General features: G+C 60.2%; 21 protein-coding genes, 1 tRNA gene and 1 pseudogene. 8 read left to right on the plus strand and 15 right to left on the minus strand.

Going from position 1 to position 26,825, the window contains the following annotated elements; genetic code table 11:
• Positions 1-241 precede the first annotated feature (241 nt).
• Entirely contained in the window at positions 242-874 is a 633-nt protein-coding gene (locus PQQ52_RS06285) for a helix-turn-helix domain-containing protein (protein ID WP_408207985.1), read from the plus strand.
• A 96-nt stretch (positions 875-970) separates the two neighbouring features.
• Here PQQ52_RS06285 and PQQ52_RS06290 read toward each other — a convergent pair whose 3' ends face one another.
• The 4 genes from PQQ52_RS06290 to pcaQ form a co-directional block, all read right to left on the minus strand.
• Positions 971-3,988, minus strand: a complete 3,018-nt coding sequence (locus PQQ52_RS06290) for an FAD-binding and (Fe-S)-binding domain-containing protein (RefSeq protein WP_408207988.1) — start codon at positions 3,986-3,988, stop codon at positions 971-973.
• 52 nt (positions 3,989-4,040) lie between these two features.
• On the minus strand, positions 4,041-5,078 hold the full coding sequence (locus PQQ52_RS06295) for a DUF1338 domain-containing protein (RefSeq protein WP_408207990.1): 1,038 nt from the start codon (positions 5,076-5,078) through the stop codon (positions 4,041-4,043).
• A gap of 347 nt (positions 5,079-5,425) precedes the next feature.
• On the minus strand, positions 5,426-6,547 hold the full coding sequence (locus tag PQQ52_RS06300; RefSeq protein WP_408207993.1) for a 4-hydroxyphenylpyruvate dioxygenase family protein: 1,122 nt from the start codon (positions 6,545-6,547) through the stop codon (positions 5,426-5,428).
• A gap of 282 nt (positions 6,548-6,829) precedes the next feature.
• Entirely contained in the window at positions 6,830-7,825 is a 996-nt protein-coding gene (gene pcaQ / locus PQQ52_RS06305; RefSeq protein WP_408207996.1) for a pca operon transcription factor PcaQ, read from the minus strand.
• 107 nt (positions 7,826-7,932) lie between these two features.
• Here pcaQ and pcaH point away from each other — a divergent pair, with 107 nt between their 5' ends.
• Positions 7,933-8,637 (plus strand): protocatechuate 3,4-dioxygenase subunit beta, encoded by a 705-nt coding sequence (gene pcaH / locus PQQ52_RS06310; protein WP_408207999.1) that lies wholly within the window; start codon positions 7,933-7,935, stop codon positions 8,635-8,637.
• Positions 8,638-8,640: 3 nt separating this feature from the next.
• On the plus strand, positions 8,641-9,228 hold the full coding sequence (gene pcaG / locus PQQ52_RS06315) for a protocatechuate 3,4-dioxygenase subunit alpha (RefSeq protein WP_408208002.1): 588 nt from the start codon (positions 8,641-8,643) through the stop codon (positions 9,226-9,228).
• A 139-nt stretch (positions 9,229-9,367) separates the two neighbouring features.
• Here pcaG and PQQ52_RS06320 read toward each other — a convergent pair whose 3' ends face one another.
• Positions 9,368-10,573 (minus strand): serine hydrolase, encoded by a 1,206-nt coding sequence (locus PQQ52_RS06320; RefSeq protein WP_408208005.1) that lies wholly within the window; start codon positions 10,571-10,573, stop codon positions 9,368-9,370.
• A 2-nt stretch (positions 10,574-10,575) separates the two neighbouring features.
• Positions 10,576-10,839, minus strand: a complete 264-nt coding sequence (locus PQQ52_RS06325; RefSeq protein WP_408208008.1) for an H-NS family nucleoid-associated regulatory protein — start codon at positions 10,837-10,839, stop codon at positions 10,576-10,578.
• A gap of 472 nt (positions 10,840-11,311) precedes the next feature.
• Between PQQ52_RS06325 and PQQ52_RS06330 the strand changes: the two genes are divergently transcribed.
• From PQQ52_RS06330 to PQQ52_RS06340, 3 genes are all read left to right on the plus strand, one after another.
• Positions 11,312-11,947, plus strand: coding sequence for a LysE family translocator (locus PQQ52_RS06330; protein ID WP_408208011.1), 636 nt, complete (start codon positions 11,312-11,314; stop codon positions 11,945-11,947).
• A 295-nt stretch (positions 11,948-12,242) separates the two neighbouring features.
• A complete protein-coding gene (locus PQQ52_RS06335) occupies positions 12,243-12,446 on the plus strand; it encodes a cold-shock protein (protein WP_175049792.1) in 204 nt (67 codons plus the stop codon).
• Between the two features lie 288 nt (positions 12,447-12,734).
• Positions 12,735-12,959, plus strand: coding sequence for a hypothetical protein (locus PQQ52_RS06340; RefSeq protein WP_179739291.1), 225 nt, complete (start codon positions 12,735-12,737; stop codon positions 12,957-12,959).
• Positions 12,960-13,053: 94 nt separating this feature from the next.
• Here the strand turns inward: PQQ52_RS06340 and PQQ52_RS06345 are convergent, their stop codons facing one another.
• Complete coding sequence (locus tag PQQ52_RS06345) at positions 13,054-14,685, minus strand: acyl-CoA synthetase (RefSeq protein WP_408208015.1); 1,632 nt, start codon at positions 14,683-14,685, stop codon at positions 13,054-13,056.
• A gap of 361 nt (positions 14,686-15,046) precedes the next feature.
• Between PQQ52_RS06345 and PQQ52_RS06350 the strand changes: the two genes are divergently transcribed.
• Positions 15,047-16,606, plus strand: a complete 1,560-nt coding sequence (locus PQQ52_RS06350; RefSeq protein WP_408208018.1) for a methyl-accepting chemotaxis protein — start codon at positions 15,047-15,049, stop codon at positions 16,604-16,606.
• 162 nt (positions 16,607-16,768) lie between these two features.
• Here PQQ52_RS06350 and PQQ52_RS06355 read toward each other — a convergent pair whose 3' ends face one another.
• Together PQQ52_RS06355 and PQQ52_RS06360 are read right to left on the minus strand one after the other, a co-directional pair.
• Positions 16,769-17,122, minus strand: coding sequence for a transposase (locus PQQ52_RS06355; RefSeq protein ID WP_408208021.1), 354 nt, complete (start codon positions 17,120-17,122; stop codon positions 16,769-16,771).
• Between the two features lie 293 nt (positions 17,123-17,415).
• Entirely contained in the window at positions 17,416-18,579 is a 1,164-nt protein-coding gene (locus PQQ52_RS06360) for a porin (RefSeq protein ID WP_408208024.1), read from the minus strand.
• Between the two features lie 1,101 nt (positions 18,580-19,680).
• On the opposite strand from PQQ52_RS06360, the gene PQQ52_RS06365 reads away from it, so the two are divergent.
• The gene (locus PQQ52_RS06365) at positions 19,681-19,833 is read left to right on the plus strand and encodes a hypothetical protein (protein ID WP_408208027.1); all 153 of its coding nucleotides are present in this window, start codon (positions 19,681-19,683) and stop codon (positions 19,831-19,833) included.
• A 121-nt stretch (positions 19,834-19,954) separates the two neighbouring features.
• Here PQQ52_RS06365 and PQQ52_RS06370 read toward each other — a convergent pair.
• From PQQ52_RS06370 to PQQ52_RS06395, 6 genes and pseudogenes are all read right to left on the minus strand, one after another.
• Positions 19,955-20,042, minus strand: a tRNA-Ile gene (locus PQQ52_RS06370).
• A 153-nt stretch (positions 20,043-20,195) separates the two neighbouring features.
• Positions 20,196-22,586, minus strand: coding sequence for an RNA polymerase sigma factor RpoD (rpoD, locus tag PQQ52_RS06375; RefSeq protein ID WP_408208030.1), 2,391 nt, complete (start codon positions 22,584-22,586; stop codon positions 20,196-20,198).
• A gap of 93 nt (positions 22,587-22,679) precedes the next feature.
• Positions 22,680-24,548: a DNA primase gene (dnaG, locus tag PQQ52_RS06380; RefSeq protein ID WP_408208033.1), complete on the minus strand. Its 1,869-nt coding sequence runs from the start codon at positions 24,546-24,548 to the stop codon at positions 22,680-22,682.
• Between the two features lie 76 nt (positions 24,549-24,624).
• A complete protein-coding gene (locus PQQ52_RS06385) occupies positions 24,625-25,071 on the minus strand; it encodes a GatB/YqeY domain-containing protein (RefSeq protein ID WP_408208036.1) in 447 nt (148 codons plus the stop codon).
• 249 nt (positions 25,072-25,320) lie between these two features.
• Positions 25,321-25,533, minus strand: a pseudogene (gene rpsU / locus PQQ52_RS06390) (30S ribosomal protein S21).
• 68 nt (positions 25,534-25,601) lie between these two features.
• Positions 25,602-26,819 (minus strand): BaiN/RdsA family NAD(P)/FAD-dependent oxidoreductase, encoded by a 1,218-nt coding sequence (locus PQQ52_RS06395; protein WP_408208038.1) that lies wholly within the window; start codon positions 26,817-26,819, stop codon positions 25,602-25,604.
• Positions 26,820-26,825 lie beyond the last annotated feature (6 nt).

Raw genomic sequence — 26,825 nt, forward strand, 5'->3', positions numbered from 1 at the left:
CGAGCCGTCGCCGAATGTCCATCTTTTGGCGAGCAAAAGGCAAAAGTCGCCCCAAAGCCGACTAAGTCCGCAGCCGAACGAGATTAAGACAGAGCGCATCAATCTCGTAGCGCCATGTTTCCGATGAGAAAGGCCACCCGATGGTCGCGTGAACCGACCGCTACCTAGGCCCGTCCTCCTCAAATGTTATTATCGGAAACACGACCGCCTCCCAAGGCGCGCATTCAAGCCGTTGGACCCCATGGACACGCACCTCACCAAACCCGCCGACCAATCGACAACCGACCTCGGCCGCCGCGTCCGCGGCGCCCGCCAGGCGCAGGATTTGACGCTCGAAACCGCGAGCCGCCTCTGCGGCGTCTCCCGCTCGACGCTGTCAAAAGTCGAAAACGGCCTGATGTCCCCCACCTTCGACGTCCTGCAGAAAATCGTCCTCGGTCTGAAGATTGAGATCGGCGAGCTGTTCGGTTCGACACCTAAAGTCAGCGCTAGCGGTCGCCGCGCACTGACCCGCAAAGACGAAGGCCAGCGCCACGCCTATCGCGGCTATCAGATGGAGTTACTCGCCACGGATCTGGCGCACAAAGCGATGTTGCCGTTCCGCATTCGCATCTCGGCGCACACGCTGGACGCGTTCGATGACTGGGGCCGCCACGAAGGCGAAGAGTTCCTGTACGTAATCAGCGGCAGCGTGTGCCTGTATTCGGAGTTGTACGCGCCGACGCATCTGAATGCTGGCGACAGTCTGTACTTCGACAGCCGCACCGGCCACGCCGCGGTCTCCACCAGCGATGAAGACGCCGAAGTATTGTGGATGGCGACCAGCGTCGACGTCCCCCAAGCACCGGCCACCGCCGAACCGACAAAAAAATAGCCAAGGCGCGCGGACCGCGCCACAACACATTTCAACGGCAAAAGCGAAAACCGATGCCGATGGCAGCGCTAACGCGCCTGCCATCGATACCGCGTTTTAAGAACGCGCCGCCAACGCTCGCTGCGCCAGTTGCGCGATATGCATCGTGTGTTGCCCAGTCCCCTGCTCGATCTGCTCACGGCAACTGAAACCGTTGGTCAGCACTATCGTTTCCGCGTTCGCAGCGGTGGCAGCACGCACAGCAGGAAACAGCGTGTCCTCACCAATCTTCTGCGAGAGCGCGTGATGCTCTTCGTTAAAGCCGAACGATCCCGCCATTCCGCAGCATCCCGTATCGAGCAATGTCCACTTCACGCCGAGCTTGTTCAACAGAGCGGTATCGCCCTCCATGCCAAACAACGCCTTCTGATGACAATGTCCGTGCACGATCACATCCGCGGCAAGCGTCGGCCAATCGAACGGCTGACGCGCGACGAAATCGGAAAACAGAAAGGTCTGCGCCGACAGCTGTTTCGCTAAAGCATGACCGGGAAGCTGCTTCAGCAACTCGTCCTTGAACACCGATAAGCAACCGGGTTCGAGTCCAACCAGTGGCACACCAGCAGCAATGTCGTCCCCGAGGTCATCGAGAATCGTGGTCAGCAACTCACGTGCGCGGTCGAGCAAACCGAAGTCATACAGCGGACGTCCGCAACACAAACGGTTCTTCGGCAGCACAACGTGCCAGCCCATTTGCGTCAGCACATCGGCAGCGGCCCGCGCGATCTCGGGCGTGAAGTGATCGTTGAAAGTATCGACCCACAGGATGACTTTCCCGACCTCTTCGCCAGAACCAGCAGCACGCGCAGCTTGAGGTGAGCGTCGCGCACTCTGCCGATACGTCTGCGCGGCAAACTTTGGCAATTCACGCGCCTGCGCGACGCCGGCAACCCACTTCCCAACCGAAGCCAAGCCGGGAGCCGACGTCATAAAATTCGTCAGTCTCGGAAACCTTGCCGCCCACGGCGCCCATTCTCCGATCCCCCCCATGAACAACGCCTGACGTGGCCGACGATTCGTCTCGTAGTAATGCGAAAGAAATTCCGCCTTGTATGAAGCCATATCCGTATGCGTCGGGCAATCGGACTTGCAACCCTTGCACGCGAGGCAAGTATCGAGCGCTTCCTTCACTTCGCGGCTTTGCCAGCCGTCCGCGATCACGTCGCCTTGCAGCATTTCCCAGAACAGATGCGCGCGGCCACGCGTCGAATATTTCTCTTCACGTGTCGCGCGATAGCTCGGGCACATCGTGCCGCCTTCGAGCGAGCGGCACTTGCCCATGCCGATGCATCGTTCGATCTCGCGCTGAAAACCGTCGCCTTCCTGGCTCGCGAACGTGAGTTTGGTTTGCAGGGTCACCGGTTTGTATGCCAGGCCCATGCGCAGATTTTCATCGGCGCGATACGCATGCACAACCTTGCCGGGATTTAACCGATTGGCCGGATCCCAGATCGCCTTGAACCGCTCCATGGCCTGCATCAGTTCAGGGCCATACATGATCGGCAGAAATTCAGCTTTGGCCTGGCCGTCGCCGTGTTCGCCGGAAAGCGAGCCGCCGAATTCGACCACCAGTTCCGCCGCTTCGCGCAGAAACTTGCGCCACGTCGCGACGCCTTCCACGCTGCGCAGATCGAAGGTAATACGTGCGTGCACGCAGCCGTCGCCGAAATGGCCGTACAGGCTGGTCTCGTAGCCGTAACGATCCACCAGCGCCTGAAACGCGCGCAGATAATCGCCGAGGCGCATTGGATCAACCGCCGCGTCTTCCCAGCCGACCATCGGATCAGGCGTACCCGCCTCCACCGACAACGCCACCGCCGACGCCCCCGTCTCGCGGATCGACCACACCTTCGCCTGCAACGCGCGATCTTCGACGAGTATCGCCGACACGTTTGGCCCTGCTTCACCCGACAAAAAATACGCCGCAGCGGTTTCCGCCTGGCGCACGGCGTCGTCTTGCGTATCCGCGCCGAATTCGAGCACGACCCAGGCATCGCCTTCGGGCAGCAAAGCGATCTCGTCCTTCTTCAAACCGCGCGCCTGCAAGCCGCGGATGATCGCGCGATCGAGTCCCTCGATCGCGATCGGCCCGCAGCGCATGAAATGCGGCACGGCGTCCGCAGCGATATAGATGTCCGTGAAGCCGACCACGACGATCACGCGTTTCGCTGGACTCTTCACGAGGCGCACTTTCGCCTGTAGGGTTACCGCGCAAGTGCCCTCGGTGCCGACCAGCGCACGCGCGACATTGAAGCCGTTTTCCGGCAGCAGTTGATCGAGATTGAAGCCCGACACGCGCCGCTTGATCTGCGGGAATTTCGCGCGAATCTGATCGGCGTAGGTGTCGCGCAGTTGCTTGAGTGCGGCGTAAATTTCGCCCTGGCGGCCACCCGCTGCGATGATTCGTTCAAGTTCGTCGTCAGATGTCGGCCCAACCCAGAAGCGCGCGCCATCGAAGGTCGCGACTTCCAGCGCTTCGACGTTTTCAACCGTCTTGCCGGCCATCACCGAATGCGCGCCGCACGAGTTGTTGGCGATCATGCCGCCGAGCGTGCAGCGGCTGTGCGTCGCGGGATCAGGGGCGAAAGTGAGGCCGTGCTCTTCGGCCGCGTTGCGCAAGGTATCGCAGACCACGCCCGGCTCGACGATCGCAACGGCCGCCACAGGATCGACCGACACGACGCGGTTCACATACTTGCTCGCGTCGGCCACCACCGCTACGTTCACGCATTGGCCATTCTGCGAGGTGCCGCCGCCGCGCGGGAGAAACGGTACGTCATTGCGGCGGCACGCAGCGAGTGTTTCGACCAGATCGTCGACGTCCGACGGCACGACCACGGCGAGCGGGACTTGCCGATAGTTCGACGCATCCGCCGCATACAGCGCTTTCGAGCCCTGATCGAAACGTACTTCACCGCGCACATGGCGGCGCAAATCTGCTTCGAGCGCGTGCATAACGGCAGCGGTACTCGAAAATGGCGTGGCGATGCGAGGCTCTCTCGACGTGCTATCCGCCGCGTCGCTCAACGAGGCATTCACGTCCGCGCCCTGCTCTTCATCCAATGACGTTCCCACTGCGTCCCTCACGTCTCGTGTCCAACGCCCGCGTGACGGCCTGCTCTACACATCACGCAGCCTGGCTCGCGGTCATCTTGAAGATGCCCTGTGCGTTGCCTGCGTCGAAACGCAGGTCCGTTTCCCAACGGCGTGCATCCTGATCGAAAGTCCGCTTGCGCGTGATGAACTCGTAGAACGAGCCCGGCACGTCGCGCGTCACGGTGCTGCCATCGGCCGCACGGAATTCGCGCCGCACGACATCCGCGCGATACGCGGTCTGAAACACGCGGCCCGAACGCGAACGCTCCACTTCCGGCTTCATCGGACGACCCTTCGCCTTTTCGTCGTCGGCAAGTTTGAATACGTCTGCGACGCGATCGGTGGCGTGATTGAAGGCGTTGCCTTCGGTCGCGATCCACGCCATTTCCGCCGATTCCTTCAACAATACTTCGTAATCGGCTTCACGTGGCGTCTCGTGCTGACGTGCGAACGCGCCGACGATCACCGGCAACAATGCATGAGCCGCCTCGAGCGGCAACACGCCGTCACGTTCGAGCTCCCACAACCGGCCAACGGCTTGAGGCGTCAACGGATCGCGCGAGTCGCCGATCACGTTCGACACCGCCTGCTGGAATTCCGCCGAGAAACGCTCCGGATGTAATTCGCTGAGGAAGAACTGAGCGATCTCGTCGGGGGCGTCGTCGTGGGCCCACGCGCGGCCGGTCATGCCGAGACGGTCAAGCGGATAACGACCGTTGATGCTGAAGCCAAGCGGACGCAGGATGCGCGCGAAAGCCGCTTCGCCCGGTGGCAACACGCCGCTCTCTGCCCAGCGCACCGTGCGCAACGCGCCGTGGTCGAAGTAGACACTGCCGCCGGCGGCGATCGTCTCTTCCGTGTATTGGCGGCCATTCACCGAGCGCGCCAGAAGGCCTTCGAATAGCGCCATGTTCAGCGCCTGGGCCAGTTCGGCACGCGTGACGGTGCCGTCTTCCCATTCGTTGAGGATCTGCGGATGGTTCAGCGTGGCGAAGAGCCTCGCGGTTTTCTCGGCGCCAAGCAGTTTCAGCAGGAGTTGTTCGACATTCGCATTTTTGGTGTTTCGCATATTGATTCCCGGCGGAGTGCGGTGAGCGCGCGTTCGCGTGTTTGAAGGTGGCCTGCCGCCCTGGCTTCAAGACGCAAGCGCGATATCGTTGGATGCACGATTATTCAAACCCACGGCACTGCCGTAAAGCGAGATTAAATCTCTACTTGATGCGTTTTTGGAATTAACATGCGGAAGTTCAAGATCCCCGGGATGGGTGCGCTGCCCGCTTTCGAAGCCGCGGCGCACGGGCTTTCGCGAGTGACTGTCGGGAGAAGTGGCGGCATACAGTGTGGTGAATTCCTGATTTGGCCGGCGATCCCGATATCGCCTGGTTCAGAGGCAAGCGGTGAGCGCTAAGCGCCAGCTTACTCACGCGCCTGCGCCAATGCGCTCAAATTGCCTTCACCAAAGCCGTGATGCCCTTGCCGCTGCACGATCTCAAAGAATATCTCGCCAGCGCCACGTCGCACAAAGGTCTGAAAGAACAGCAGTGGCACACCGTCGGCGCCGATCTCGCCATCCGCCAGAACATGCGTGCGCTTGAGCCGTTCGACATCGAGCCCATGACCCGGCAAGCGCGCATCGAGTTGCGCGTAATAACGCGGCGGCGGCTCGACAAATTCCACGCCGTTCGCCAATAGCTGCTCGACGCACGCAAAGATGTCGTCAGTGGCGAGCGCGATGTGCTGCACGCCTTCGCCCGGATGATCCGGCAGATACTCGTGCATCAGATTCGTACGGCGCGTGCCTTCTTCATACAAAGGCACGCGGATCGCGCCGCACGGCGACACCATCACGCGCGATTCCGCTGACACATGCCAGTTCGCGTGCAGCTCGTGAATCTCACGGAAGTTGAGCAGGTCGCGATAGAAGTCGAGCCATTCCTGCATGCGGCCCTCGCCGACCGTTTGCGTCAGATGATCGATCGCGACGAGGCCGGTGCCCACATGATTCAGATCGGCTTGCGCGGTATCGATCTCGATCGGACGGAAGTCGATGTCGAAGATCGAAATGTCGCCAAGCCCACCGCGTTGACCACCACGGCCGCGCCAACGGTCGACGAAATAGATGTGCGAGTCGCCAATACCCTGGATCGCCGGGATCAGCAGTTCGCCCGCACCGAGGCGTTCGCCTTCGAACGCCCATGCGCCGAGTTCGATTGCGCGATCGAAGGCGCGCTGCGCGTTGGCCACGCGAATGCCGATTGCGCAAATGCCCGCGCCGTATTCCTCGGCGTAGCGCTCGGCGAACGAGTCCGGCTCGGCGTTGAGCAGGAAATGCATCTCGCCCTGGCGATACAGCGTGACGTCTTTGCTGATATGACGCGCAATCGCTTTGAAGCCGAGTTTCGTGAAGGTCTCACCGAGCGCCTTCGGCTCACGCGAGGCGAACTCCACGAATTCGAGCCCGGCGGTGCCGAGCGGATTGTGCTCAGGCGTCGACACGGCGCGCAGCGCGGCGTCTGGAGTGGGCAAGTCGCTGGGCATGGCAATCTCCTTGTGCAGTCTTTCGTGCGCTATCGCGAGTGTTCGTGACGTTTCTGCTGTTTGGTGCAAGCCGTCAATCGTCCGCAGTGTGACACCGCATGCGTGGTGTGCCGCAGCAATGCGGCCCGCGACGACCTTTGCACCGTGTTTGTACACCGGGTAGCAGGGCGTTCGCAACCTTCATTTTGTACTGGATGGTTCACGCGTAGTGAATCGGGTCACAGCGTGCGGCTCTCCCGTCTTTGCATCTCGTCCCGCTCCTGCGTCGCTGCGTAGCATGCGTCAGGTTTTGGGCGTGCTGCCGCGGCTGCGTTTCAACGCGCGTTTGGCCGCCGGCTTGCCAGTAGCCGCCGCCATGCGCTGCTGCGCGACCTCACGCACGGCATCGATAAACGCCCGGCCCACCGGCGATGGCTGCGTGTCCGAGCGCCGGATCAGCCCCACGGGCTCGCCGGTGCCCGCGAACGGCAAGGGCAAACGCACCAGCATGCCGTGCGCCAGTTCATATTCGACAGCACTCAGCGGCACGAACCACACTGCATCGTTCTCCAGCGTCAACGCTCGCCCCGTCGACACCGACAGCACTTCGACAAACCCTGACAACGGCGGCACGCCCCACGCACTCAACAGACTCTCAGCCGATTGTCGGATCAGCGTGCCGAACGGCGGCAGCACCACCGGGAAATCCTCCAGCGACGTGGCAGGCAGGCCCGCCCCCAGCGCCAGCGGATGCCCGGCGCGCACCACGGCAATCAACGGCTCGCTGAAAAGCTGCTCGAAACTCAGCCCGACCATCCGTTCCGGGTCCGCCAGACGCCCGATCGCGAATTCGATCGTGCCGGCCTTCAGACGTTCGAGCAATTCGGGGTTGGCACCGGTGGCAAGGCGCACGATCACGCGCGGCCAAAGCGGGGCGAACAGTTTCAGCACCGGCGGCACCAGCGCGGCCGCGACGGTCGGCAGAATACCGATTTCCAGCGTGGCCGCCGCGCCTTCCGCGTGCGCCAGCAAATCGACACCCTGTCGCAACGCACTGACGCAGGCGCTCGCGTGCGGCATGAAGAGTTGCCCCTCGCGAGTCGGCACAGCGCCGTGGCGGCCGCGCTCGAACAGCTTCACGCCGAGAATCGCCTCCAGTTCAGCAACCGTCTTGGAGACCGCGGGCTGCGTAATGGACAGGCTTTCGGCGGCCCGCTGCACGCCGCCGAACTGGGCGACAGCCAGAAAGCACTGGAGATGACGGAATTTGACGCGGCTGTCCGCGAGGCTGCGTTGCATAACGGCAGGTTATACGAAATGGGCGAAAACGTCATTTTGCATAACCTCACAGGTTAGATAAAGTCGCGTCATAAAGCCGTATCCCACAATTCTCGACGGAGACACTGATGGACGAGTCCTTTCTCACCGCGCGCGACTTCGCGTCCCACCCCGCCTACGTCTATCCCGGCTACGGTTCCTCGGTAAAACGCGGCCCGACGCGTCCGTTGATTCCGCTGAAGGAAAAGCTGCGCGATCAGCGCGTGCCGGTCTACGGCACCGAAGATCTCGGCGCGCTCGATCACGATCTGACGCGCAATGCGGTGCGCAATGGCGAGCCGCTCGGCGAGCGCATCATCGTGACGGGCCGTGTGCTCGATGAAGGCGGCCGCCCGGTGCGCAATACGCTGGTTGAAATCTGGCAAGCGAATGCTGCAGGCCGCTATGTGCACAAGGCCGATCAGCACGACGCGCCGCTCGACCCGAACTTCCTCGGCGCGGGCCGGTGTATTACTGACAACGAAGGCCGCTACCGCTTTCTGACCATCAAACCGGGCGCTTATCCCTGGGGCAATCACCCGAACGCATGGCGTCCGAACCATATCCATTTTTCGCTGTTCGGCGACCATTTCGGCTCGCGTCTCGTCACGCAGATGTACTTCCCCGGCGATCCGCTGCTAGCCTTCGACCCGATTTTCCAGGGAACGCCTGAGCACGCCCGCGACCGCCTGGTTGCGAACTTCTCGCTCGATACGACGCAAGAGGCCTACGCGCTTGGCTACGACTTCGACATCGTGCTGCGCGGTCGCAACGAAACCCCGATGGAGCGCTAAGCCATGACGACCCTCAAGCAAACGCCTTCGCAAACGGTTGGACCGTATTTCGCCTACGGTCTGTGCCCGCAGCAATACGACTTCGATTTCAAAAGCCTCTTCACGCCGATTCTGGCCGACCGCGAAGCAGCGGGCGAACACATCACGATCGTCGGCCAGTTGTTCGACGGCGACGGCAACGTGATCGGCGATGCCATGCTGGAAATGTCGCAAGTGGACGCGCAAGGCCACTATCCGGAATCACGCGAGGAAATCCTGAAGACGGGTTTCCGTGGCTTCGCCCGTGTCGGTACGGGGACGGATCCGCAGAAGCGCTTTGTGGTTGAAACGGTGAAACCCGGCCGCGCAAGCCCGGACGAAGCGCCGCATCTGAATGTGATCGTGACAATGCGCGGCATGCTGCTGCACACCTTCACACGCGTTTATTTCGAAGACGAAGCCGAGGCTAACGCTCGGGATGCCGTGCTGGCAGCGGTTCCGGCGGACCGGCGAGGCACGCTGATCGCGCGTCGGGAGCCGAATACAGCCAACGTGTACCGGTTCGATATCTTCATGCAGGGTGACAAGGAAACGGTGTTTTTCGACCTGTAACGCGGAGTTTCTATACTTTCACATAGCTTTCACCTACACTGAAGATGATCCGTCTAGCGACTGGATCGCGAAACTCCGAGTAGTTAAGCCCGCCCCGCGCGGGCTTTTTTTTGTTTTTGCGTCTACCCGGCAACGCCGTTCACTTCAGGGAACACCGCAGCCAGCGGCTAATTCTCACCACGTCGGCGATATGGTCCCGCGCCCCTGGCGCGCCTAATACGACGATATCGACCGGCCTGCCATGCACCAGCATGCGCACGACAACACAATGCCCGGCTTCGTTAATGAAGCCCGTCTTCTGGAGGACGATCGACCGATCGCCTCCTCTCACCAGCGCATTCGAATTGTGATAACTCAGCCGCGCCCGTCCGCCGCCCGGCGCGACAACCTGCGCAGCGTCGGTCGAATAAGCCTTGATCAACGGATATCGGCTGGCAGCCGCAACCAGCAACGACAAATCGCGCGCCGTCGAAACATTTCGCGGCGACAACCCCGTGCCGTTGACGAACGACGTATGCCGCATCCCGAGCGCGCGTGCTTTCGCATTCATCGCTGCAACAAAACCCGGCCGGCCGCCCGCGTAATCGCGGCTGAGTGCCGCCGCAGCGCGATTCTCAGATGACATCAACGCAATGTGCAACATGTCATGACGCGACAACCTCGACCCGACACTCAACCGGGAACCGGTGAACTTGTCGAAGTCCTGATCCTGAACAGCGACATTGAGCGGCGCATTCAGGGCATGTTTGGTATCGAGCGACACCACTGCGGTCATCAGTTTGGAGATCGAAGCAATCGGCATGACCCGGTCAGCCTGCTTTTCGGTGAGCACGGTGCGCGTTCGCTCGTCGACGACATAGACGCCTCTGGCGCGGAGCAATGCACGCGATTTAGGCGTATAGCCGCAGCGTGCCAATAGACGACGCGATGAATGCAATGATGAACGGGACGCCGCTGTGTGCCCACGACGCTCCGCGGCCAATTCCGCGGGACGCCTCGCGCCGCGCGGCTCACGCGCATTGCGCGCAGCCTGCCGGCGATGCTTTGTAGAGAGCTTGCTGACATGCATCGGCCGCTCTGCAGTCGTCGCCTGCTTCCGCTTGTGCGCGATACGGCGGCGTGCCTTGCCGACGGTTTGCTTTTTCGCTTTGCCCGGGGTTTTCGCTTTCGCTTTGGACGTATGCCTGGTGGACGGCGTAACGTGCCGGCTCACGCGAGCGGATGAGTGGCGCGCAGGCTCATGGGCTGCACCGAACGACCAGCCGATATTCAGCCACACCAAACCGAACAACACGATGTAGCGGAGCCACGCAGGAAAACGATTGGCAAAGGAAACTGAAGTCACACTTAACAACGGAAATGGTCGATGTTTTGTCCTGCGTAGATCGCGCGCGCGAGCCAATCCGGCTTATCGCCATGACCGTCCCACGTATTGCCGAAGGCATCGCGATACATCACAGCCCGGATCGCGGATTTGTCGGCTTCGATCGCTTCGGCGAGCGTTTCCATCGTAATGCCGTAGTCGTCCATACGTCGGCGGATCCACACGATCAGGCGCTCACGCGCATTCCCGTCGAGGTCGAACAACCGTTGTTCTTCTCGCTCTTTCATAACGTACCGGTTTCGCGGCTGCTAATGCTCGCGGTCGAAAACAAAGGCTTCGCTAAACAACGCGAAGCCTATGCGTGAATCAGATGGCTTGAGTGCAAATCGAACTCACGACGCCTCTCCCGATGCATGACAGCTGGCATCTGGAATTCATGTCCAATAAATCCTGAATTGAGGGGAATTCGACGGCAAACGGCTCGGATCGCGCCGTGATCGGCCTCGGTGTTCCAAGGCTGCTTCAGCGTATGGAAAGTAATTCTAGCATCCAATTTCCGCTGCTTGCATCAACTGATTGTCTACCTGCGACGACGAACTTTCCTGGTCATCCCGATTGCGTTCGGCACGGACCTAATCGATTCTTGCTGCTGCTTGCCGGTTCTTATTGGTTCTATTCGCGCTGATAGAAAAACAGAATCTCGCCATCCTCATGCTATGTTTCAGGGAGTCACATCGCCGCCTTAGGAGACACACAAAAATGCCCGCATCGACCGCCATCTTCACCATCCTGGCCGCACTGCTACTCGGTGCCATGAGCCCAGGACCCAGCTTCGTCATTGTCGCCCGCAATGCGATCGGGCTCTCCCGTCGCGACGGCCTCGCGACGGCCGCAGGCATGGGAATAGGCGGCGTGTTCTTCAGCGGCATCGCCCTGCTCGGTCTGTACACCTTGCTGGCAACGGTAGAGTGGCTGTACGTCGGCTTGAAAGTGGCCGGTGGCCTTTATCTGATCTACCTTGCGTCCAAGATCTGGCGCGGTGCGGCCAAACCGCTGGCATTCGATGCCACGCAAGCCGCCACCGCCAATGTGCGTAAATCCTTCTGGGTCGGGTTGAGCACACAACTCAGCAATCCGAAAACAGCGGTCTACTACGGCAGTATCTTCGCGGCGTTGCTACCGCAACATCCGCCGCTGTGGTGCTACTTTGCATTGCCCCCTGCGATTTTCGCCATTGAAGCCGGTTGGTACACCGTGGTCGCGCTGTGCTTTTCGAGCAAACGGCCGCGCGAAATCTATTTGCAGTGGAAGGCCTGGATCGATCGCGTCGCCGCAAGCGCCGTTGCCGCGCTCGGACTGCGCCTGATCCTGACGGCACATAAAGTGGGTATCTGAAGAAGCTGGAATCCCGCTCGAACGGCTTGTCGTGTTGCGCGACGCGACGAGCCGGCAACAAGGGCCACATCGTCACACGTCCAAGCTGAGCAACGCAGGCTTGACCAAACAGTTACAAGATAAGTGTTGACGCTTACATACCCCGGCGGTTACTGTTGCGTCCGAAGTTCAAGAAGTTCGATTGCTGTTCATCAATGTCTCGCTCCTCAGCGGTATTCGTTGTCCTCTCCCTCCTTGACCCTTCACGCGCTCCTCAACAGAGCAAATTTTTCTATTTTTTCCTCAAGGATTCTTCATGGATACCGGTACCGTTAAGTGGTTCAACGACAGCAAAGGCTTTGGCTTCATCACCCCGGACAAGGGCGGCGACGACCTGTTCGCGCACTTCTCTGAAATCACTGGCGACGGCTTCAAGACGCTGGCTGAAAATCAGAAGGTGAGCTTCGAAACGAAGCAAGGCCCGAAGGGTCTGCAAGCGGCTAACATCAAGCCGATGTAAGTTTGAAGGGCTCGGTGTCCGGCAACGGACATCGGGCTGCAGCGACATCCTCGCGGAGCTTTGTCTCCCACAGTTGGCGCGATCGCTTTTAGCTGCATGTGTTGTTCAGCAGCTAGCCCTAAGCGCCAAACGCCTCGTTGCACCTCATTCTCTCCTCCGGCTTTAACGCCCTTTTTAGCTTTCCGACTGCGTTTGGATTCGGCTCCAATGGCTTGAATCAGCTCGTCCGCGTGACCCGCACAACGGCTCGCACGGCAGGCGCGCACTCGAACATTATTAAAATATAAAATGCAAAACAAACATATTCATCATTACAACGGCTATGCCGTCAAACCCTCGGCGCATCGCTTGCCCGACGGTAGCTTTTCATCCAACCTGTTGCTCGAACGCGCTGACAGCGCGCGTACCGAAGGGCGCTACCAGTTCTATTCGCTCGACTACTTCACGAACGAAGAACAGGCACTGCAGCACTCGGCACGCTGGGCACGCCACTGGGTCGACACGCGCGGTTAAGCACTCGTCGAACCTGATGCGCGCGGGGACCCCGCGCTTGCATCGTTCAGCACCCCATAGCGCGCCATGAGGCGCGCTAGACACCGCGCGCGGTCTATTCGGTTCCTCCCGCCTTGATCCGCGCGCGCAGTTCGAACTTCTGAATTTTCCCCGTCGACGTCTTCGGCAATTCGCCGAAGCGCACCGCTTTTGGCAACTTGTATCCCGCAAGAAACAGCCGGCAGTGCGCGATGATCTCTTCTGCGCTCACCTGAGCACCCTCCTTGAGTTCGACGAAGGCGCACGGTACCTCACCCCACTTTGGGTCGTCCATCGCCACCACGGCGGCAACCGACACCGCAGGGTGACGGTACAACGTGTCTTCGACCTCGATGCTCGAAATGTTTTCGCCGCCCGAAATGATGATGTCCTTGCTCCGATCGCGGATGCGGATATAGCCGTCAGGCATCCGCACGCCGAGGTCTCCAGTGTGGAACCAGCCGCCGCGAAAGGTCGCTTCTGTGGCGCGCTCGTTCTTCAAATACCCTTTCATACAGACATTCCCGCGGAACATGATCTCGCCGAGCGTTTCGCCGTCGTCAGGGACTGGCGCGAGCGTGTCCGGGTCGAGCACGGCGATCGCTGCCTGCAGGTGGTAACGCACACCTTGTCGCGCGTTCATTTCTGCGCGTGCGGTGTCGTCGAGCGTTTCCCATTCCTCCTGTTTTGCACAGACGGCGGCCGGGCCGTAGGTCTCGGTCAGTCCGTATACGTGCGTCAGATCGAAGCCGATCTCCTTCATCTTGGCGATCACCGCCGGCGCGGGCGCCGCGCCCGCCACCATCGTCGACACGCGATGCGTGATGCCCTCGCGCCACTCGGCGGGCGCATTCGCGAGCGCACTTTGCACGATCGGCGCGCCGCAATAATGCGTGATGCCTTCGCGGCGAATCAGTTCGAACACCGTCTTCGCATCGAATTTGCGTAGACAGACGTTGACGCCGGCACGCGCGGCGACAGTCCACGGGAAACACCAGCCGTTGCAGTGAAAAAGCGGCAAGGTCCATAGGTAGACCGCATGCTTGGGCATGTCCCATTCGAGGATATTGCTGAGCGCATTCAGATAGGCACCGCGATGGTGGTAGACCACGCCCTTCGGGTCGCCGGTCGTGCCGGAGGTGTAGTTCAGCGCGATAGCGTCCCACTCGTCAGCAGGCAAGGTCCAGGCGAATTCGGGGTCGCCGGTTTGCAGGAACGCTTCGTAGTCGGTTGCGCGGACGAACTTGTCGGCGTCGGCGGGCATCGCATCGGCCACGCTGATCACGCGTAACTCCGGGAATTCCAGCGCCGCGCGGTGCGCCAACTCGCTGTACTCCGTGTCGACGATCAACACCTTCGCCTCGCCATGGCGCAACATGAAAAGCAGCGACGACACGTCGAGCCGCGTATTCAGCGTATTGAGCACGGCCCCGGCCATCGGCACGCCAAAATGCGCCTCTATCATCGGAGGAATATTCGGCAGTAGCGCGGCAACCGTGTCGCCCCGCTCGATACCGGCCTGCCGCAACGCGCTGGCCAGACGCCGCGCGCGCTCGTAGGTCTCGCGCCAGTTGCGGCGAGTCTCACCATGGACGACCGCCAGCCGCTCACCGTAGACTTCCGCTGCGCGTACGATGAAATCGATGGGCGTCAGCGGGACATAATTGGCCTCGCGCCGCTGAAGGCCTTCTTCGAACCTATGCTTCATCGCCTTGTCTCCTGAGGCGCTACTCGCGCCGTCGCTTTTTCTGATTAATGAGCTAGCCTGGCAATTGTGATGGTGAACTGTCTGTCATTCAAATGACAGCGTGGCGCGCCCTGACTCTTCCCAAACCTGTTGCCGCCTGTCCACGGCTCCCCGTGATTTTCTACGGGTTTGATTCCACTTTCCCCGATTTTCCTCGATGTTTCCTGCTTTTCGTCGGTCGCCTCAAGCCGGACATTCGAGTTCCAGGCAGGAATTCCGGACGCCCGAATAAAGAATCCGCGGCAACAGCCGTTATGCCGACTATGCAACGCAGATTGCAGATCCTCCCTATTCCGAGTTCAACGTATTGTCGAAACCGATAATGAACCGTCTGACACTGAAACAGAAATTGTGGGTGCCGATACTGCTCTGCTGGGCGGCGCTCCTGATCGTCACCGTCGTGAACGCGTTTGATGCGAGAAACGCCCAAATGGCCGCACGGCGCGCGGATCTGGCCGACGTCACCGACATGGCCGTATCGATCGTCGCGGACTACGCGAAGCAGGCCGACACAGGCAAGCTTTCGGTCGACGAGGCCAAACAGCAGGCTATCGCCCGCGTCACCGCGCAACGTTATGGCACATCGGGCTACGTGACGATCGTGCGCAGCGATTCGGTGATGGTTGCCCATCCAATCAGCCCCAAGCTGAACGGCAAGGACATGAGCAGCTTCCGCGACGCCAAAGGCAATGCGCTGTACCACGACATCGCGAAGGCGGGCGGCTCGGCGGGCGGCGCAGGCTATCTGCGCTACTGGTGGCCGAAACCCGGTGAAACAGCGCCGAGCGAAAAAATCGGCTATGTGAAACGCTTCGGCCCGTGGAACTGGGACTTTATCGCCGGCGCCTATATGGACGACATCCAGGCGCAGTTCTACGCAACCCTCGAACGCTCGGCCGGCATGCTGGTGCTATTGGTCGTGCTGGTGTCGTTCGTGGCCTCGCGCGTGGTGCGCAACGTATCGCGTTCGATCGGCGGAGAGCCCTCCACGGCGGCGGCGATTGCGATGCAGATCGCGCGCGGTGATCTCGCCACGCGCATCGACCTGCGTCGCGACGACAACTCGAGCCTGCTGTTCTCGCTGTGCGAGATGCGTAACCAACTCGCTGCGACCGTCGCGCGGATCAAGACGTCCGCCGAGACAATCACGGTCGCGTCAAAAGAGATTGCCGCGGGCAACCTGGATCTGTCGAGCCGCACCGAAGAACAGGCGGCTTCGTTGGAGCAAACCGCCGCCAGCATGGACGAGCTCACCAAGACCGTCACGCAGAACGCCGACAACGCGGCGACCGCGTCGGACCTCGCGGCGGATGCTTCGAATATCGCTGCGCGCGGCGGCCAGGTTGTCAACGACGTCGTCGAGAAAATGGCCGGCATCACCGATAGTTCGCACAAGATCGGCGAGATCATCAGCGTGATCGAAGGCATCGCGTTCCAGACCAATATCCTGGCGCTGAACGCAGCGGTGGAGGCGGCGCGCGCCGGTGAAGAAGGCCGTGGCTTCGCGGTCGTCGCGGGCGAAGTGCGCAATCTCGCGCAGCGCAGTGCAACGGCGGCCAAAGAGATCAAGGTGCTGATCAATCAGTCTGTCGCACAGGTCGGCGAAGGCTCCGTGCTGGCAGGCAAGGCCGGCAGCACGATCGGCGAGGTGGTCGACGCCGTGCGCCGCGTGACGGCGATCATGAATGAGATCTCGGCGGCCTCGAAAGAGCAGAGCTCGGGCATCGGCGAAGTCAATCTCGCGATCCGGCAGATGGACGACGTGACGCAGCGCAATGCCGCGCTAGTCGAGCAGGCCGCGGCTGCGGCCGGTTCACTCGATGAGCAGACCGAACGGCTGCGAAATGCGATTGCAGTGTTCAAGGTCGAACAACCTGCGTGATTGAGCAGCGCACCTGCGCTGCTGACAGCCCAACGGGTTAAAAAAGGCCGACTTTGAACGGCCCTCCAAAAGTTGGACACCGATCCAATCTTTGGAGGGCAGTTCACATCTGGTCACCGATGACAGCCCTTTTCTTGCCATGTCGAGACAGTCCTGAGCCTGCTATGCAGTGCGCGGGTCGCTCCTGCGAGTAACAGGCCGCGCCAGCATGGCGTCGGTATCGAACAGCGTGAAAGCGATGTTAGCCAGCACACCCGAATTCTTCCAGCGCAGATAGTAGCGATGCGCAGTCTGATAAGGCGCATAGCGGTCAGGCATCGCGTGCCACGGTTTGCCCGTGTGCAGCACCCAGAGCACGCTGTTCACCACGCAACGGATGTCGATGCTGGGACGGCCGCGCCGAGGTCCATGGTCTTTCATTTCAGGCAGGAGCGGCACGATGCGATGCCATTGCTCGTCGGTAAGATCCTGAATGGCTGGCGAGCGAGCCAGTGGGTTTGAAGCGGGAGTATTCATGCAGTAGGAACGCGCACCTGCAGCACACGTGCTAGCGTCGCCGCGAAAAATAGTGTCTATAACTCAACCGTTTCAGACTACCCCAAGCTCGCTTTCGCGAAAGTCAATTATTGTCAGGCTCGTGTGCGCAATTGTCAGAAATCGCAATACGTTTCTGCGCTGATGGGTTTTTGCACCAATGGATTAGTGCGCGATGAAGACGGCGGTCTACTATCCGCGCGCCCATAAAAAAAGGTGCCGCGAACGGCACCTTTTTTGCAACAACATCTACTACAACTAGCTGCTGCTGAAGCTTAGAAGCGGTGACGCAGACCGATCGTAGCAGCCGTCTGGTTCTTCGACGACGACGGCAGTTGCGAATTGTCGCCGCTGTAAATCGAAGCCACACCGCCGTCGCCCATTGCGTGCTGGTACACGGCTTGAGCGTAGACGTCCGTACGACGCGACAGCGAGTAGTCAGCTTGCAGGCCGATCTGATGGTAACGGGTCTTCATGTCGTTACCGTCAGCATTGACACCGTAGCCCTTTGCGTCGGTGAACGTGTAAGCAACGCCCAGACCCAGAGCCGGCGTCAGGTTGTACTTGGCATTGACTTCGTAGTTGTTCGAATGGCCTTGACGTTGGCCCACTGCGGCACCAACGAGGTTGTCCACACGCGACTGCGTAAATGCCGCACCGACAGTAGCCGGGCCGAACGAATACGAAGCAGCTGCGCCGAACTCACGTTGACGGAAGTTGCCGGTCATGACGCCGGACGTGTTCGCCAGGACGCCATCCGAAGAACCGCTAGCGTTTGCAGCCGGGTTGTTCTGCTGTGCGTAGGCAGCGCCCAAACGCAGACCTTGGAACTGGTATGCAGCACCAACGCTATATTCGCGGTTGTTTGCGAATGCACCAGCCTGGTTCGAGAAGCCGTACGTGCCGCCGAACGTGAAGCCAGCGTAGTTAGCGCTCGAGTACTTGACCGAGTTGTTGACCGACAAGCCGCCGTTCGTGCTCAGGTTGTCGTTGTTGAACGGGTGCGCGAAGTACGTACCGCCCCAGCTGCCCGTTGCGGTCAGCGGTGCCAGGTAGTCTTGTGCTGCGTCGTATTGACGACCCAAGGTGACCGTACCGTATTGCGCGCTCGACAGACCGACAAATGCTTGACGGTTGAACATGCCGTTGTTGTTAGCGAACTTGCCGTTGTTGATGTTGAAGCCGCTTTCCAACGTGAAGATTGCCTTCAGACCGCCGCCCAGATCTTCCGAACCGCGCAGACCGAACATGCTTTGGTTGATGCCGCCGCTACCAGCTGCCCACTTTGCGTTGCCGTGACCGACGCCGTTGGCGGGGGCGACATTGCTGGTGTACGTCAGGCCCGCGTCCAGCAGACCATACAGGGTCACGCTGCTTTGTGCGTGAGCGACGGAAGCGAACGATGCGGCAACCGCAACAACGATGAGACTCTTTTTCATGCGTGGGACTCCAGTTCGATAAATTTACGCGGGGAGCGGAACCTGCCTCAGCAGCGCAACCATCACTCGCTGCCACCCTGTTTGCCGAACCGTTTCCGGATCAGCTGGGCACCCTTTAAACGAAGCGTGAGTGTAGGGGGACACCCTAGTAGCGGCGTCGGCAATTTACGCAACAGGATTTTTCAGAATCCGCAACAATCAAATCGGGATCGGCATTAAGTCCTTGTTTTTCAGGCATTTATCGCGAAATCAGGACTACAGCACGCCAGCTCTAGACAGAAGTTATTTGCAACATCTCAATATTAAAGTTGTGCGTATGCAACAGCATTTAATATGCGTGACGTAATCGGGTCGGAACGTTTGAAAAGTGAGAGACGTCTGATTGCCCGAAAATCAGACGATTGCAATAGGGCTCAATTCGACGCGACGTAACTTTATTTAAGAAAAGCGGGAACTTAATTGAATTAATACGGTCGTCGATTTAGCGACAGCTAAATACGCTGTGCCCAGCGAATCTCTGCATTAGCTGTGAATTAAAGATGGCGACGAACTGCCGCATGGCTCTATCAAAAGAACACGGCATCCAGGGCTAGATGCGATGGCTTGGCCCGATGCCACCCCTCTCTTTTGAGATCGTGGCCGCAGCCCCGTGCTCCCGGTCGGCACACTTCACGTCGTGGCGAACAACACGGCCTGAATGAACGGCCAACAAAAAACCGCCGTCAGGCGGTTTATGAATTCTGGCTGCAGCCTTGCCGGCAGAGCGCTTGTTCTGCGGAAACCGCCCTGCGGAGGAAGTGAAGCCTTCAGCACGGGCGTTGCCCGGAGGTGAACTGCGGCGCCGACCGCCGCGTGACAAAGACCCGTGCTGAAAGCGGACGGCATACATCGAACAGCCTTCCGTATTCATTTAACGGCACAGCCGTGCGTTTTTTTACACGGAGTTTCCCTACTTCCTGGTCGCTGCCCCTATGGCTCGTCGCGGGAGCGGCGAAGAGCCGGGAGCCGGGAGCCGGCAACACTGTACGCCGCACTACCAGGAACGTGCGTCACTGGCCATAATCCAGATACGCTTGAACGGCAGAAGAAGACGACTAGATCGTGAGGGATTATGTCGCGATGCTGAAAGAAGCGAATCGCGATATTGCCGTGGCGGAAATGCGATTGCTTAATACACGCTTGAACCAGAGAGAAGGATTTGAAGCATCGCTTAAGCCGCTAAAGGTGGCGACCAAAGCCGTTCCAGCAAACTGAACCAGAATCAGCCCAATCAGATTAATGGCGCAATGGAAGTGACATATTGCCGCACCTGATATCGGATTCTCACCACAAAACAAAAAGGGTTCCGAAAACTCGGAACCCTTCTTCACAACTATGGTGGGCCGGGTCGGAGTCGAACCGACGGTGTCCTTTCGGAGGCGGATTATGAGTCCGCTGCCTGCAACCAGCACGGCGTCCGGCCCAAGAAAAAGACCCGGTCATGAAGGCCGGGCCAATTCGTTGATTGGCCGACATACTACACGAAAAAGGGGCCTTCGCAACCGCTTCGCCCAAGCGAAACAGCCGGGAGGCCCCTTCAAACCGCTACATCGTTTCGCACGACCCGCGAGCTTGGGTCAATTCCCTTCGAGGAACGACTTCAGCTTGTCCGAACGGCTCGGATGACGCAGCTTGCGCAGCGCCTTCGCCTCGATCTGACGGATCCGTTCACGCGTCACGTCGAACTGCTTACCGACTTCTTCGAGCGTGTGATCGGTGCTCATCTCGATACCGAAACGCATGCGCAGCACCTTCGCTTCGCGCGGCGTCAACGAGTCGAGCACGTCCTTCACGACATCGCGCATGCTGGCGTGCAAAGCAGCGTCGGCCGGCGCAACCGTGTTCGTATCTTCGATGAAATCGCCCAGATGTGAATCGTCGTCGTCACCGATCGGCGTTTCCATCGAGATCGGCTCCTTCGCGATCTTCATGATCTTGCGGATCTTGTCTTCCGGCATTTCCATCTTCTCGGCCAGCGTTGCCGGATCCGGCTCGAGACCGGTTTCCTGCAAGATCTGACGCGAGATGCGGTTCATCTTGTTGATCGTCTCGATCATGTGAACCGGAATCCGGATCGTACGCGCCTGGTCGGCAATCGAACGCGTGATGGCCTGACGGATCCACCACGTTGCATACGTGGAGAACTTGTAGCCACGACGATATTCGAACTTGTCCACCGCCTTCATCAGGCCGATGTTGCCTTCCTGAATCAGGTCGAGGAACTGCAGGCCACGGTTCGTGTACTTCTTCGCAATCGAAATCACGAGACGCAAGTTCGCCTCGGTCATTTCGCGCTTTGCCTGACGCGCCTTCAGTTCGCCGGCCGCCATCTGACGGTTGGTTTCCTTCAGGTCCTTCAGCGGCAGCACAACGCGCGCCTGCAAATCGAGCAGGCGCTGCTGCTGTTCCTGAATGGCCGGAATATTACGCGTGAGGATCGCGCTATACCCGTGACCTTCGGCGACGATCTTGTCGGCCCACTCGAGATCCGTTTCGCTACCCGGGAAACGCGCAATGAATTCCGCACGCGGCATGCCGCACTTGTCGACCACGGTATGCAGGATCTGGCGCTCGACCTGACGCACTTCGTCAACCTGGGCGCGCAGCGTGTCGCACAGACGCTCGACGGTACGCGCGGTAAAGCGGATCGTCATCAGTTCGTTCTGGATCGTTTCCTGCGCCTTCAGATACGACTTGGATTTGTAGCCTTCCTTCTCGAACGCGCGACGCATCTTGTCGAACCATTCGCTGATCATGGCGAACTTTTCGAGGGACGCACGCTTGAGCGCTTCCATCTGCGCCGCGTTGGCCGTGGCTTGCGCCGTGCCGTCGTCTTCTTCCTCGTCTTCCGTGTCCTCTTCCTCGGCTTCTTCGTCTTCGCTCTCGATCGCTTCCGCTTCCTGCGCCGAGAAGCCGTCCGCATCTTCCGCGTTGGCGTCGATCAGGCCGTCGACCAGTTCGTCGATACGGATTTCCTCGTTCGCGACGCGCTCAGCCATCGCCAGAATGTCGGCGATCGTGGTCGGGCACGCGGAGATAGCCATCACCATGTGCTTAAGGCCGTCTTCGATCCGCTTCGCGATTTCGATTTCGCCTTCGCGCGTGAGCAGTTCGACCGTACCCATTTCACGCATGTACATGCGGACCGGGTCGGTGGTGCGGCCGAATTCGGAGTCGACGGTGGAGAGCGCGACTTCCGCTTCCTCTTCCACTTCGTCGTCCGACGAAGCGGCGGGTGCGTTGTCGTTCAACAGCAGCGTTTCAGCGTCCGGCGCCTGCTCGTACACAGCCACGCCCATGTCATTGAACGTGCTGATGATGCCTTCGATTGCCTCGGTTTCGGTGAAGTTGTCCGGAAGGTGGTCGTTGATTTCCGCGTACGTGAGGAAGCCGCGCTCCTTGCCGAGCTTGATCAGCGCGCGCAGTTTGGAGCGGCGCTCTTCGAGTTCCTCGACGGTGCCCGGCTGCGACGACGCGAACGCGTCTTTCAGCAGCGCTTTTTCCTTTGCACGACGATCGCGAGCCTTGACCTTTTCCACCTTGGCGGGAACGGCCGCAGGGGTTTCTTCGCTTCGGGTTGCGTCGTCATCGACGGGTGTTTCGTTCAGCTTTTTCGTCATGGAGTTCGTCGTACCGGCTGTAGTCTCGACTCGCGGCTGTTGGACAACAGCCGGTTGAACCGTGGATACTGGAGTCTCACGCTCTGCCGCATCGTCCTGCGCGGCAGGCGCTTCCCTTGCGCTTCTGACACCCGGCCGTTTTGTGGCCGGTGGTGGTACAGCTTTCGCCGCCCTGACCAGCTCCGCTCGCGCAGCGGAAGTGGTCGAGGATTTCTTCCCGGCAGCAGGTGTGACGCTCACGGCAGACGTTTTTCTGGGGGAAGAAGCTAACTTGGCCTCGGTGACCTTTCTGGTCGGCTCGTTCGAACCTGTGCCTGTTGCTTTTTTTCCGCCTGGTGTCTTTGCCATCGCAATCGCCTTTTCGCCTTTGCTAGGAAAACCATTGAAGAAACAAACCGCTGGAAACCTTTTATTATAGCACTCAGGTTTCTGCCATCTCGCTTACAGCCCGAGCTGGCGCTTCATCTCAGCCCGCTTCTGATTCAGGCCTGTCAGCTCCGCAAATTCCTCCGGCGTGTGCCGGGTTTGCCGCGAAAGCTGCTCGAGACGATCGCAGTAAGCGTCGTATCGCATCTTCAGAATCGCCGCTTTCAGTTCCTCTCCGACGATCCGTTCCTGCTCGCGCCGCTCCTCGATGACGGTCGCATCCTCCGGGTCCTTCAGCAGCAAATCCCGGACGTTTTCATCATAGTCTAGAATTTTGCGAAAGATTTCCTCGAAAGTTGGGGCATTTGCGCCGTTTCGCAATAGGTCGGACAGCAACTGAAACTCCGCCGAATCGCCCAGCGCACGCGCATGCGTCGTCACTTCTTCGAACAGCTCGCCGTGCCGCGTGACGCTCAGAAGCGCCTGTTCGGCTTCCTCGTCGAGTACCGCCACCGTCCGCGGATACATCACCAGATTGCGCAGCGTTTTTTCTTCGATCCCGGTCACACTGCGCCGGTCTTTGCGGGCCGGTGCCGAACGGGCGGCCGCGGCAATCCGGGCGTCGACTTCGCATAAAGCGGCCACTTCGTCGAACGGCACATCGAGCCGGTCGGCGAACATATGCATGATCTGCGCGCGCAGCGCATTGGCCGGCAGCTGCTGCAGCAGCGGCTTCGCGTCGAACAGCGCGCGGGCACGGCCTTCCGGCTGGTCCAGCTCCTTGCCGGTCAGCACTTCATTCAGCATGAACTGCGACAGCGGCATGGCACGCTCGACCTGCTCGGCGAACGCCTCGGTGCCGAATTCGCGCACATAGCTGTCCGGATCGTGCTCGGACGGCAGAAACAGGAACCGGATGGTCCGGTTGTCCGCCGCGTGAGGCAGGCAGGCATCCAGCGCGCGGCGCGCGGCGCGGCGCCCAGCCGAATCGCCGTCGAAACTGAAGATGACCGTATCGGTCTGACGCATCAGTTTCTGCACATGAATCGGCGTGCAAGCCGTGCCGAGCGTGGCCACTGCGTTCTGGAACCCCAATTGGGCCAAGGCGACCACGTCCATGTAGCCTTCGACCACCAGCACGTAATGCTGTTCACGAATCGCCAGACGTGCCTCGAACAGCCCATACAGCTCGCTGCCTTTGTTAAATAGAGGCGTTTCCGGCGAATTCAAATATTTCGGCTCGCCGCTGTCCAGCACGCGGCCGCCGAAGCCAATCACCTGCCCTTTCACATTGCGGATCGGGAACATGATCCGCTCACGAAAGCGGTCGTATCGGCGGTTCTGACCTTGCGCATCCGCCTTTTCGCTGACAATCACAAGGCCCGATTCGACCAGTGCGTCGTCCCGATAGTTGGGGAATGCCGGTTCGAGGTTCTGCCAGCCGTCCGGTGCGTAGCCAAGCCCGAAGCGGGCAGCGATCTCGCCGGTCAGGCCACGTTTCTTCAGATACTGAATCGCGACCGGCGCGCCGCGCAGCTGTTTTCGGTAAAAATCGCACGCGGTCTGCATGACATCGGACAGCGCCGTGGTAACCGCCTTGGACGCAGCCGGCGAATACCCACCGGAACCACTGCCGCCATATCCCGACGAAGGCTCGTTCGGCACAGTCAGACCGACCGATTGCGCGAGTTCGTTGACCGCCTCTGGAAACGTGGAGCCGACGTGCTCCATCAGGAAGCCGATAGCCGTCCCATGCGCGCCACAGCCGAAGCAGTGATAGAACTGTTTAGTCGGACTAACCGTAAACGAAGGGCTCTTCTCGTTGTGAAACGGGCACAGCCCCATGAAGTTCGCGCCGCCCTTTTTCAACTGCACGTACCGGCCGACCACGTCGACGATATCGACGCGGTTGAGCAGATCCTGCAGGAATGACGGTGGAATCACAGAATGACGCTACCTAAAAAGCTCAAGGCTGCGCGCGCCGTCGAACAACGGCGCGCGCAGACCGGAAATACGGAAATTACTTCGCGAGCGCGGCTTTGACTTGCGCCGAGACAGCGGTCATGTCGGCGCGGCCGGCCAGTTTCGGCTTGAGCACGCCCATCACCTTGCCCATGTCCTGCGGGCCGGCAGCCCCCGTTTGCGCAACCGCGGCCTGAACTTCGGCAACGATCTCCGCCTCGGACATCTGCGCCGGCATATAGGCCAACAGGATAGCCAGTTCGGCCTTTTCCTTGTCGGCGAGATCCGTGCGGCCAGCGGCTTCGAACTGGCTGATCGAGTCTTTGCGCTGCTTGATCATCTTGTCGATGACGACGGTGATCGCCGTGTCGTCAAGGGTGACGCGCTCGTCGACTTCGCGTTGCTTGACCGCGGCGAGCAGCAAGCGGATCGTGCCGAGACGCTCGGTCTCACGCGCCCGCATGGCAGCTTTCATATCGTCGTTGATCTGGTCCTTGAGACTCATCACTCACCTGAACGTGTTGAAGATTTAAAAACCGGCCGGCTAACCGTGCCAATACGCTGCACCAAGGCGCCGAATCCAACACAAACGCCCGCTTGGGACTGCTTCCTCAAGCGGGTTGGCGCAATGTGCGTAGTGGATGCGACCCTGCCGGCTGGCCCGAAGGGCCGTATTTTCCGTGACAGCACCTGCTGTGCCCTCACCGGTTGGATGTCGCCGCTCCGTTCGACGGGAACCGCGGCAACGCCAGAATCAGTAGAACTTCTTTGGCAGCATCTGGCTACGCAGACGCTTGAAATGACGCTTAACCGCAGCCGCCCTCTTGCTTGCGCTCAGCCGTAGGCTTTTCGTAAAACTCACAGGCGCGCAGTTCCGTCAGCGACCCGTTTTTCTCCATCGTGCGCTTGAAGCGCCGCATGGCAACACTTCAAACGGCTCGTTGTCTTTTACGAGGATGGTCGTCATTTTTCAATAACGGAACTTTGTAAAGGTTCAGGAGTATAGCAGAGCTTTCTCACAAAGCTAATGCGCCGTCAAGCCCCTAGAACGTACTCCGCGGCGGCCTGGCCGGCCGCCACGCCGGACGCCCACGCCCATTGGAAGTTGTAGCCGCCGAGCCAGCCGGTCACGTCGACCGCTTCGCCGATAAAGTACAAACCCGGCATGCGGGCGCTCATCATCGTCGCCGACGACAGGTCGCGCGTGTCGATCCCGCCGCGCGTGACTTCAGCCTTGCGATAGCCTTCGGTGCCGTTTGGAGTGAGCGTCCAGCGCGACAAGGCCTCACCGACGCGGCGCAGCGTCTTGTCCGGCAGGTCGGCCACGCGCGCTTCGGCGGGAATCTGGTGGGTTTCCAGCCAGACATGGGCGAGCCGTTGTGGCACCCATTCCGAGAGCAGATTGGCGATCTGGCGCTTCGTGCCGGTTTTGGCTTCCAGCAAGGCGGTCGTGGCGTCCTGCTCGGGCAGCAGATTGATGTGAATCGGCTCGCCGGGTTGCCAGTAGCTCGAAATCTGCAAAACCCCCGGGCCGGACAGGCCGCGGTGCGTGAGCAGCAGGTCTTCGTTGAACTCGGTGCCGGTCTTTTTGTTGCCGGTCGCCAGTTGCACCTCGAGCGACACGCCGGAGAGCGCCGAAAACGGCTCCCAGTCGGCCGGGGCAAAGGTCAACGGCACCAGTGCGGGACGGGTGTCGATCAGCTTGTGGCCGAACTGCTTGGCCAGACGGTAGGCGAAATCGGTGGCACCGATCTTGGGAATCGACAGGCCACCGGTCGCCACCACGAGCGCGCGGGCCGTGATCGGGCCCGAATGAGTGTCCAGCGTGAACCGTCCTTCGGCATCGTTGCGGACCTGTTCGACCGCGAGCGGCGTGCGCCACGCAATCCCGCCAGCGTCGCATTCGTTCTTCAGCACATTGATGACCGCGTCGCTCGACTGATCGCAGAACAGCTGCCCCTTGTGCTTCTCGTGCCATGTCACGTGATGGCGCTTGAGCAGCGCCATGAAGTCACGCGGCGTATAGCGCGCGAGCGCCGAGCGGCAAAAGTTGGGGTTGGCCGACAGGTAATTAGCCGGACCGACGTACAGATTCGTGAAGTTGCACCGGCCGCCGCCGGAAATGCGGATTTTCTCCGCGAGGCGCTGCGAGTGGTCGATCAGCACCACCCGACGGCCGAGTTGCCCGGCCACTGCCGCGCACATCATGCCGGCCGCGCCTGCGCCGATCACTGCGATATCGAAGGATTCCATGGGGCC

Origin of the sequence: Paraburkholderia sediminicola, from assembly GCF_046030555.1 — a bacterium.
Classification (GTDB): domain Bacteria; phylum Pseudomonadota; class Gammaproteobacteria; order Burkholderiales; family Burkholderiaceae; genus Paraburkholderia; species Paraburkholderia sediminicola_E.

Coding starts and splice junctions, on each gene's coding strand:
- PQQ52_RS06285 (WP_408207985.1), top strand. CDS start 242: ATGGACACGCACCTCACCAAACCCGCCGACCAATCGACAACCGACCTC.
- PQQ52_RS06295 (WP_408207990.1), bottom strand. CDS start 5,078: ATGCGAAACACCAAAAATGCGAATGTCGAACAACTCCTGCTGAAACTG.
- PQQ52_RS06300 (WP_408207993.1), bottom strand. CDS start 6,547: ATGCCCAGCGACTTGCCCACTCCAGACGCCGCGCTGCGCGCCGTGTCG.
- pcaQ (WP_408207996.1), bottom strand. CDS start 7,825: ATGCAACGCAGCCTCGCGGACAGCCGCGTCAAATTCCGTCATCTCCAG.
- pcaH (WP_408207999.1), top strand. CDS start 7,933: ATGGACGAGTCCTTTCTCACCGCGCGCGACTTCGCGTCCCACCCCGCC.
- pcaG (WP_408208002.1), top strand. CDS start 8,641: ATGACGACCCTCAAGCAAACGCCTTCGCAAACGGTTGGACCGTATTTC.
- PQQ52_RS06325 (WP_408208008.1), bottom strand. CDS start 10,839: ATGAAAGAGCGAGAAGAACAACGGTTGTTCGACCTCGACGGGAATGCG.
- PQQ52_RS06330 (WP_408208011.1), top strand. CDS start 11,312: ATGCCCGCATCGACCGCCATCTTCACCATCCTGGCCGCACTGCTACTC.
- PQQ52_RS06335 (WP_175049792.1), top strand. CDS start 12,243: ATGGATACCGGTACCGTTAAGTGGTTCAACGACAGCAAAGGCTTTGGC.
- PQQ52_RS06340 (WP_179739291.1), top strand. CDS start 12,735: ATGCAAAACAAACATATTCATCATTACAACGGCTATGCCGTCAAACCC.
- PQQ52_RS06345 (WP_408208015.1), bottom strand. CDS start 14,685: ATGAAGCATAGGTTCGAAGAAGGCCTTCAGCGGCGCGAGGCCAATTAT.
- PQQ52_RS06350 (WP_408208018.1), top strand. CDS start 15,047: ATGAACCGTCTGACACTGAAACAGAAATTGTGGGTGCCGATACTGCTC.
- PQQ52_RS06355 (WP_408208021.1), bottom strand. CDS start 17,122: ATGAATACTCCCGCTTCAAACCCACTGGCTCGCTCGCCAGCCATTCAG.
- PQQ52_RS06360 (WP_408208024.1), bottom strand. CDS start 18,579: ATGAAAAAGAGTCTCATCGTTGTTGCGGTTGCCGCATCGTTCGCTTCC.
- rpoD (WP_408208030.1), bottom strand. CDS start 22,586: ATGGCAAAGACACCAGGCGGAAAAAAAGCAACAGGCACAGGTTCGAAC.
- PQQ52_RS06385 (WP_408208036.1), bottom strand. CDS start 25,071: ATGAGTCTCAAGGACCAGATCAACGACGATATGAAAGCTGCCATGCGG.
- PQQ52_RS06395 (WP_408208038.1), bottom strand. CDS start 26,819: ATGGAATCCTTCGATATCGCAGTGATCGGCGCAGGCGCGGCCGGCATG.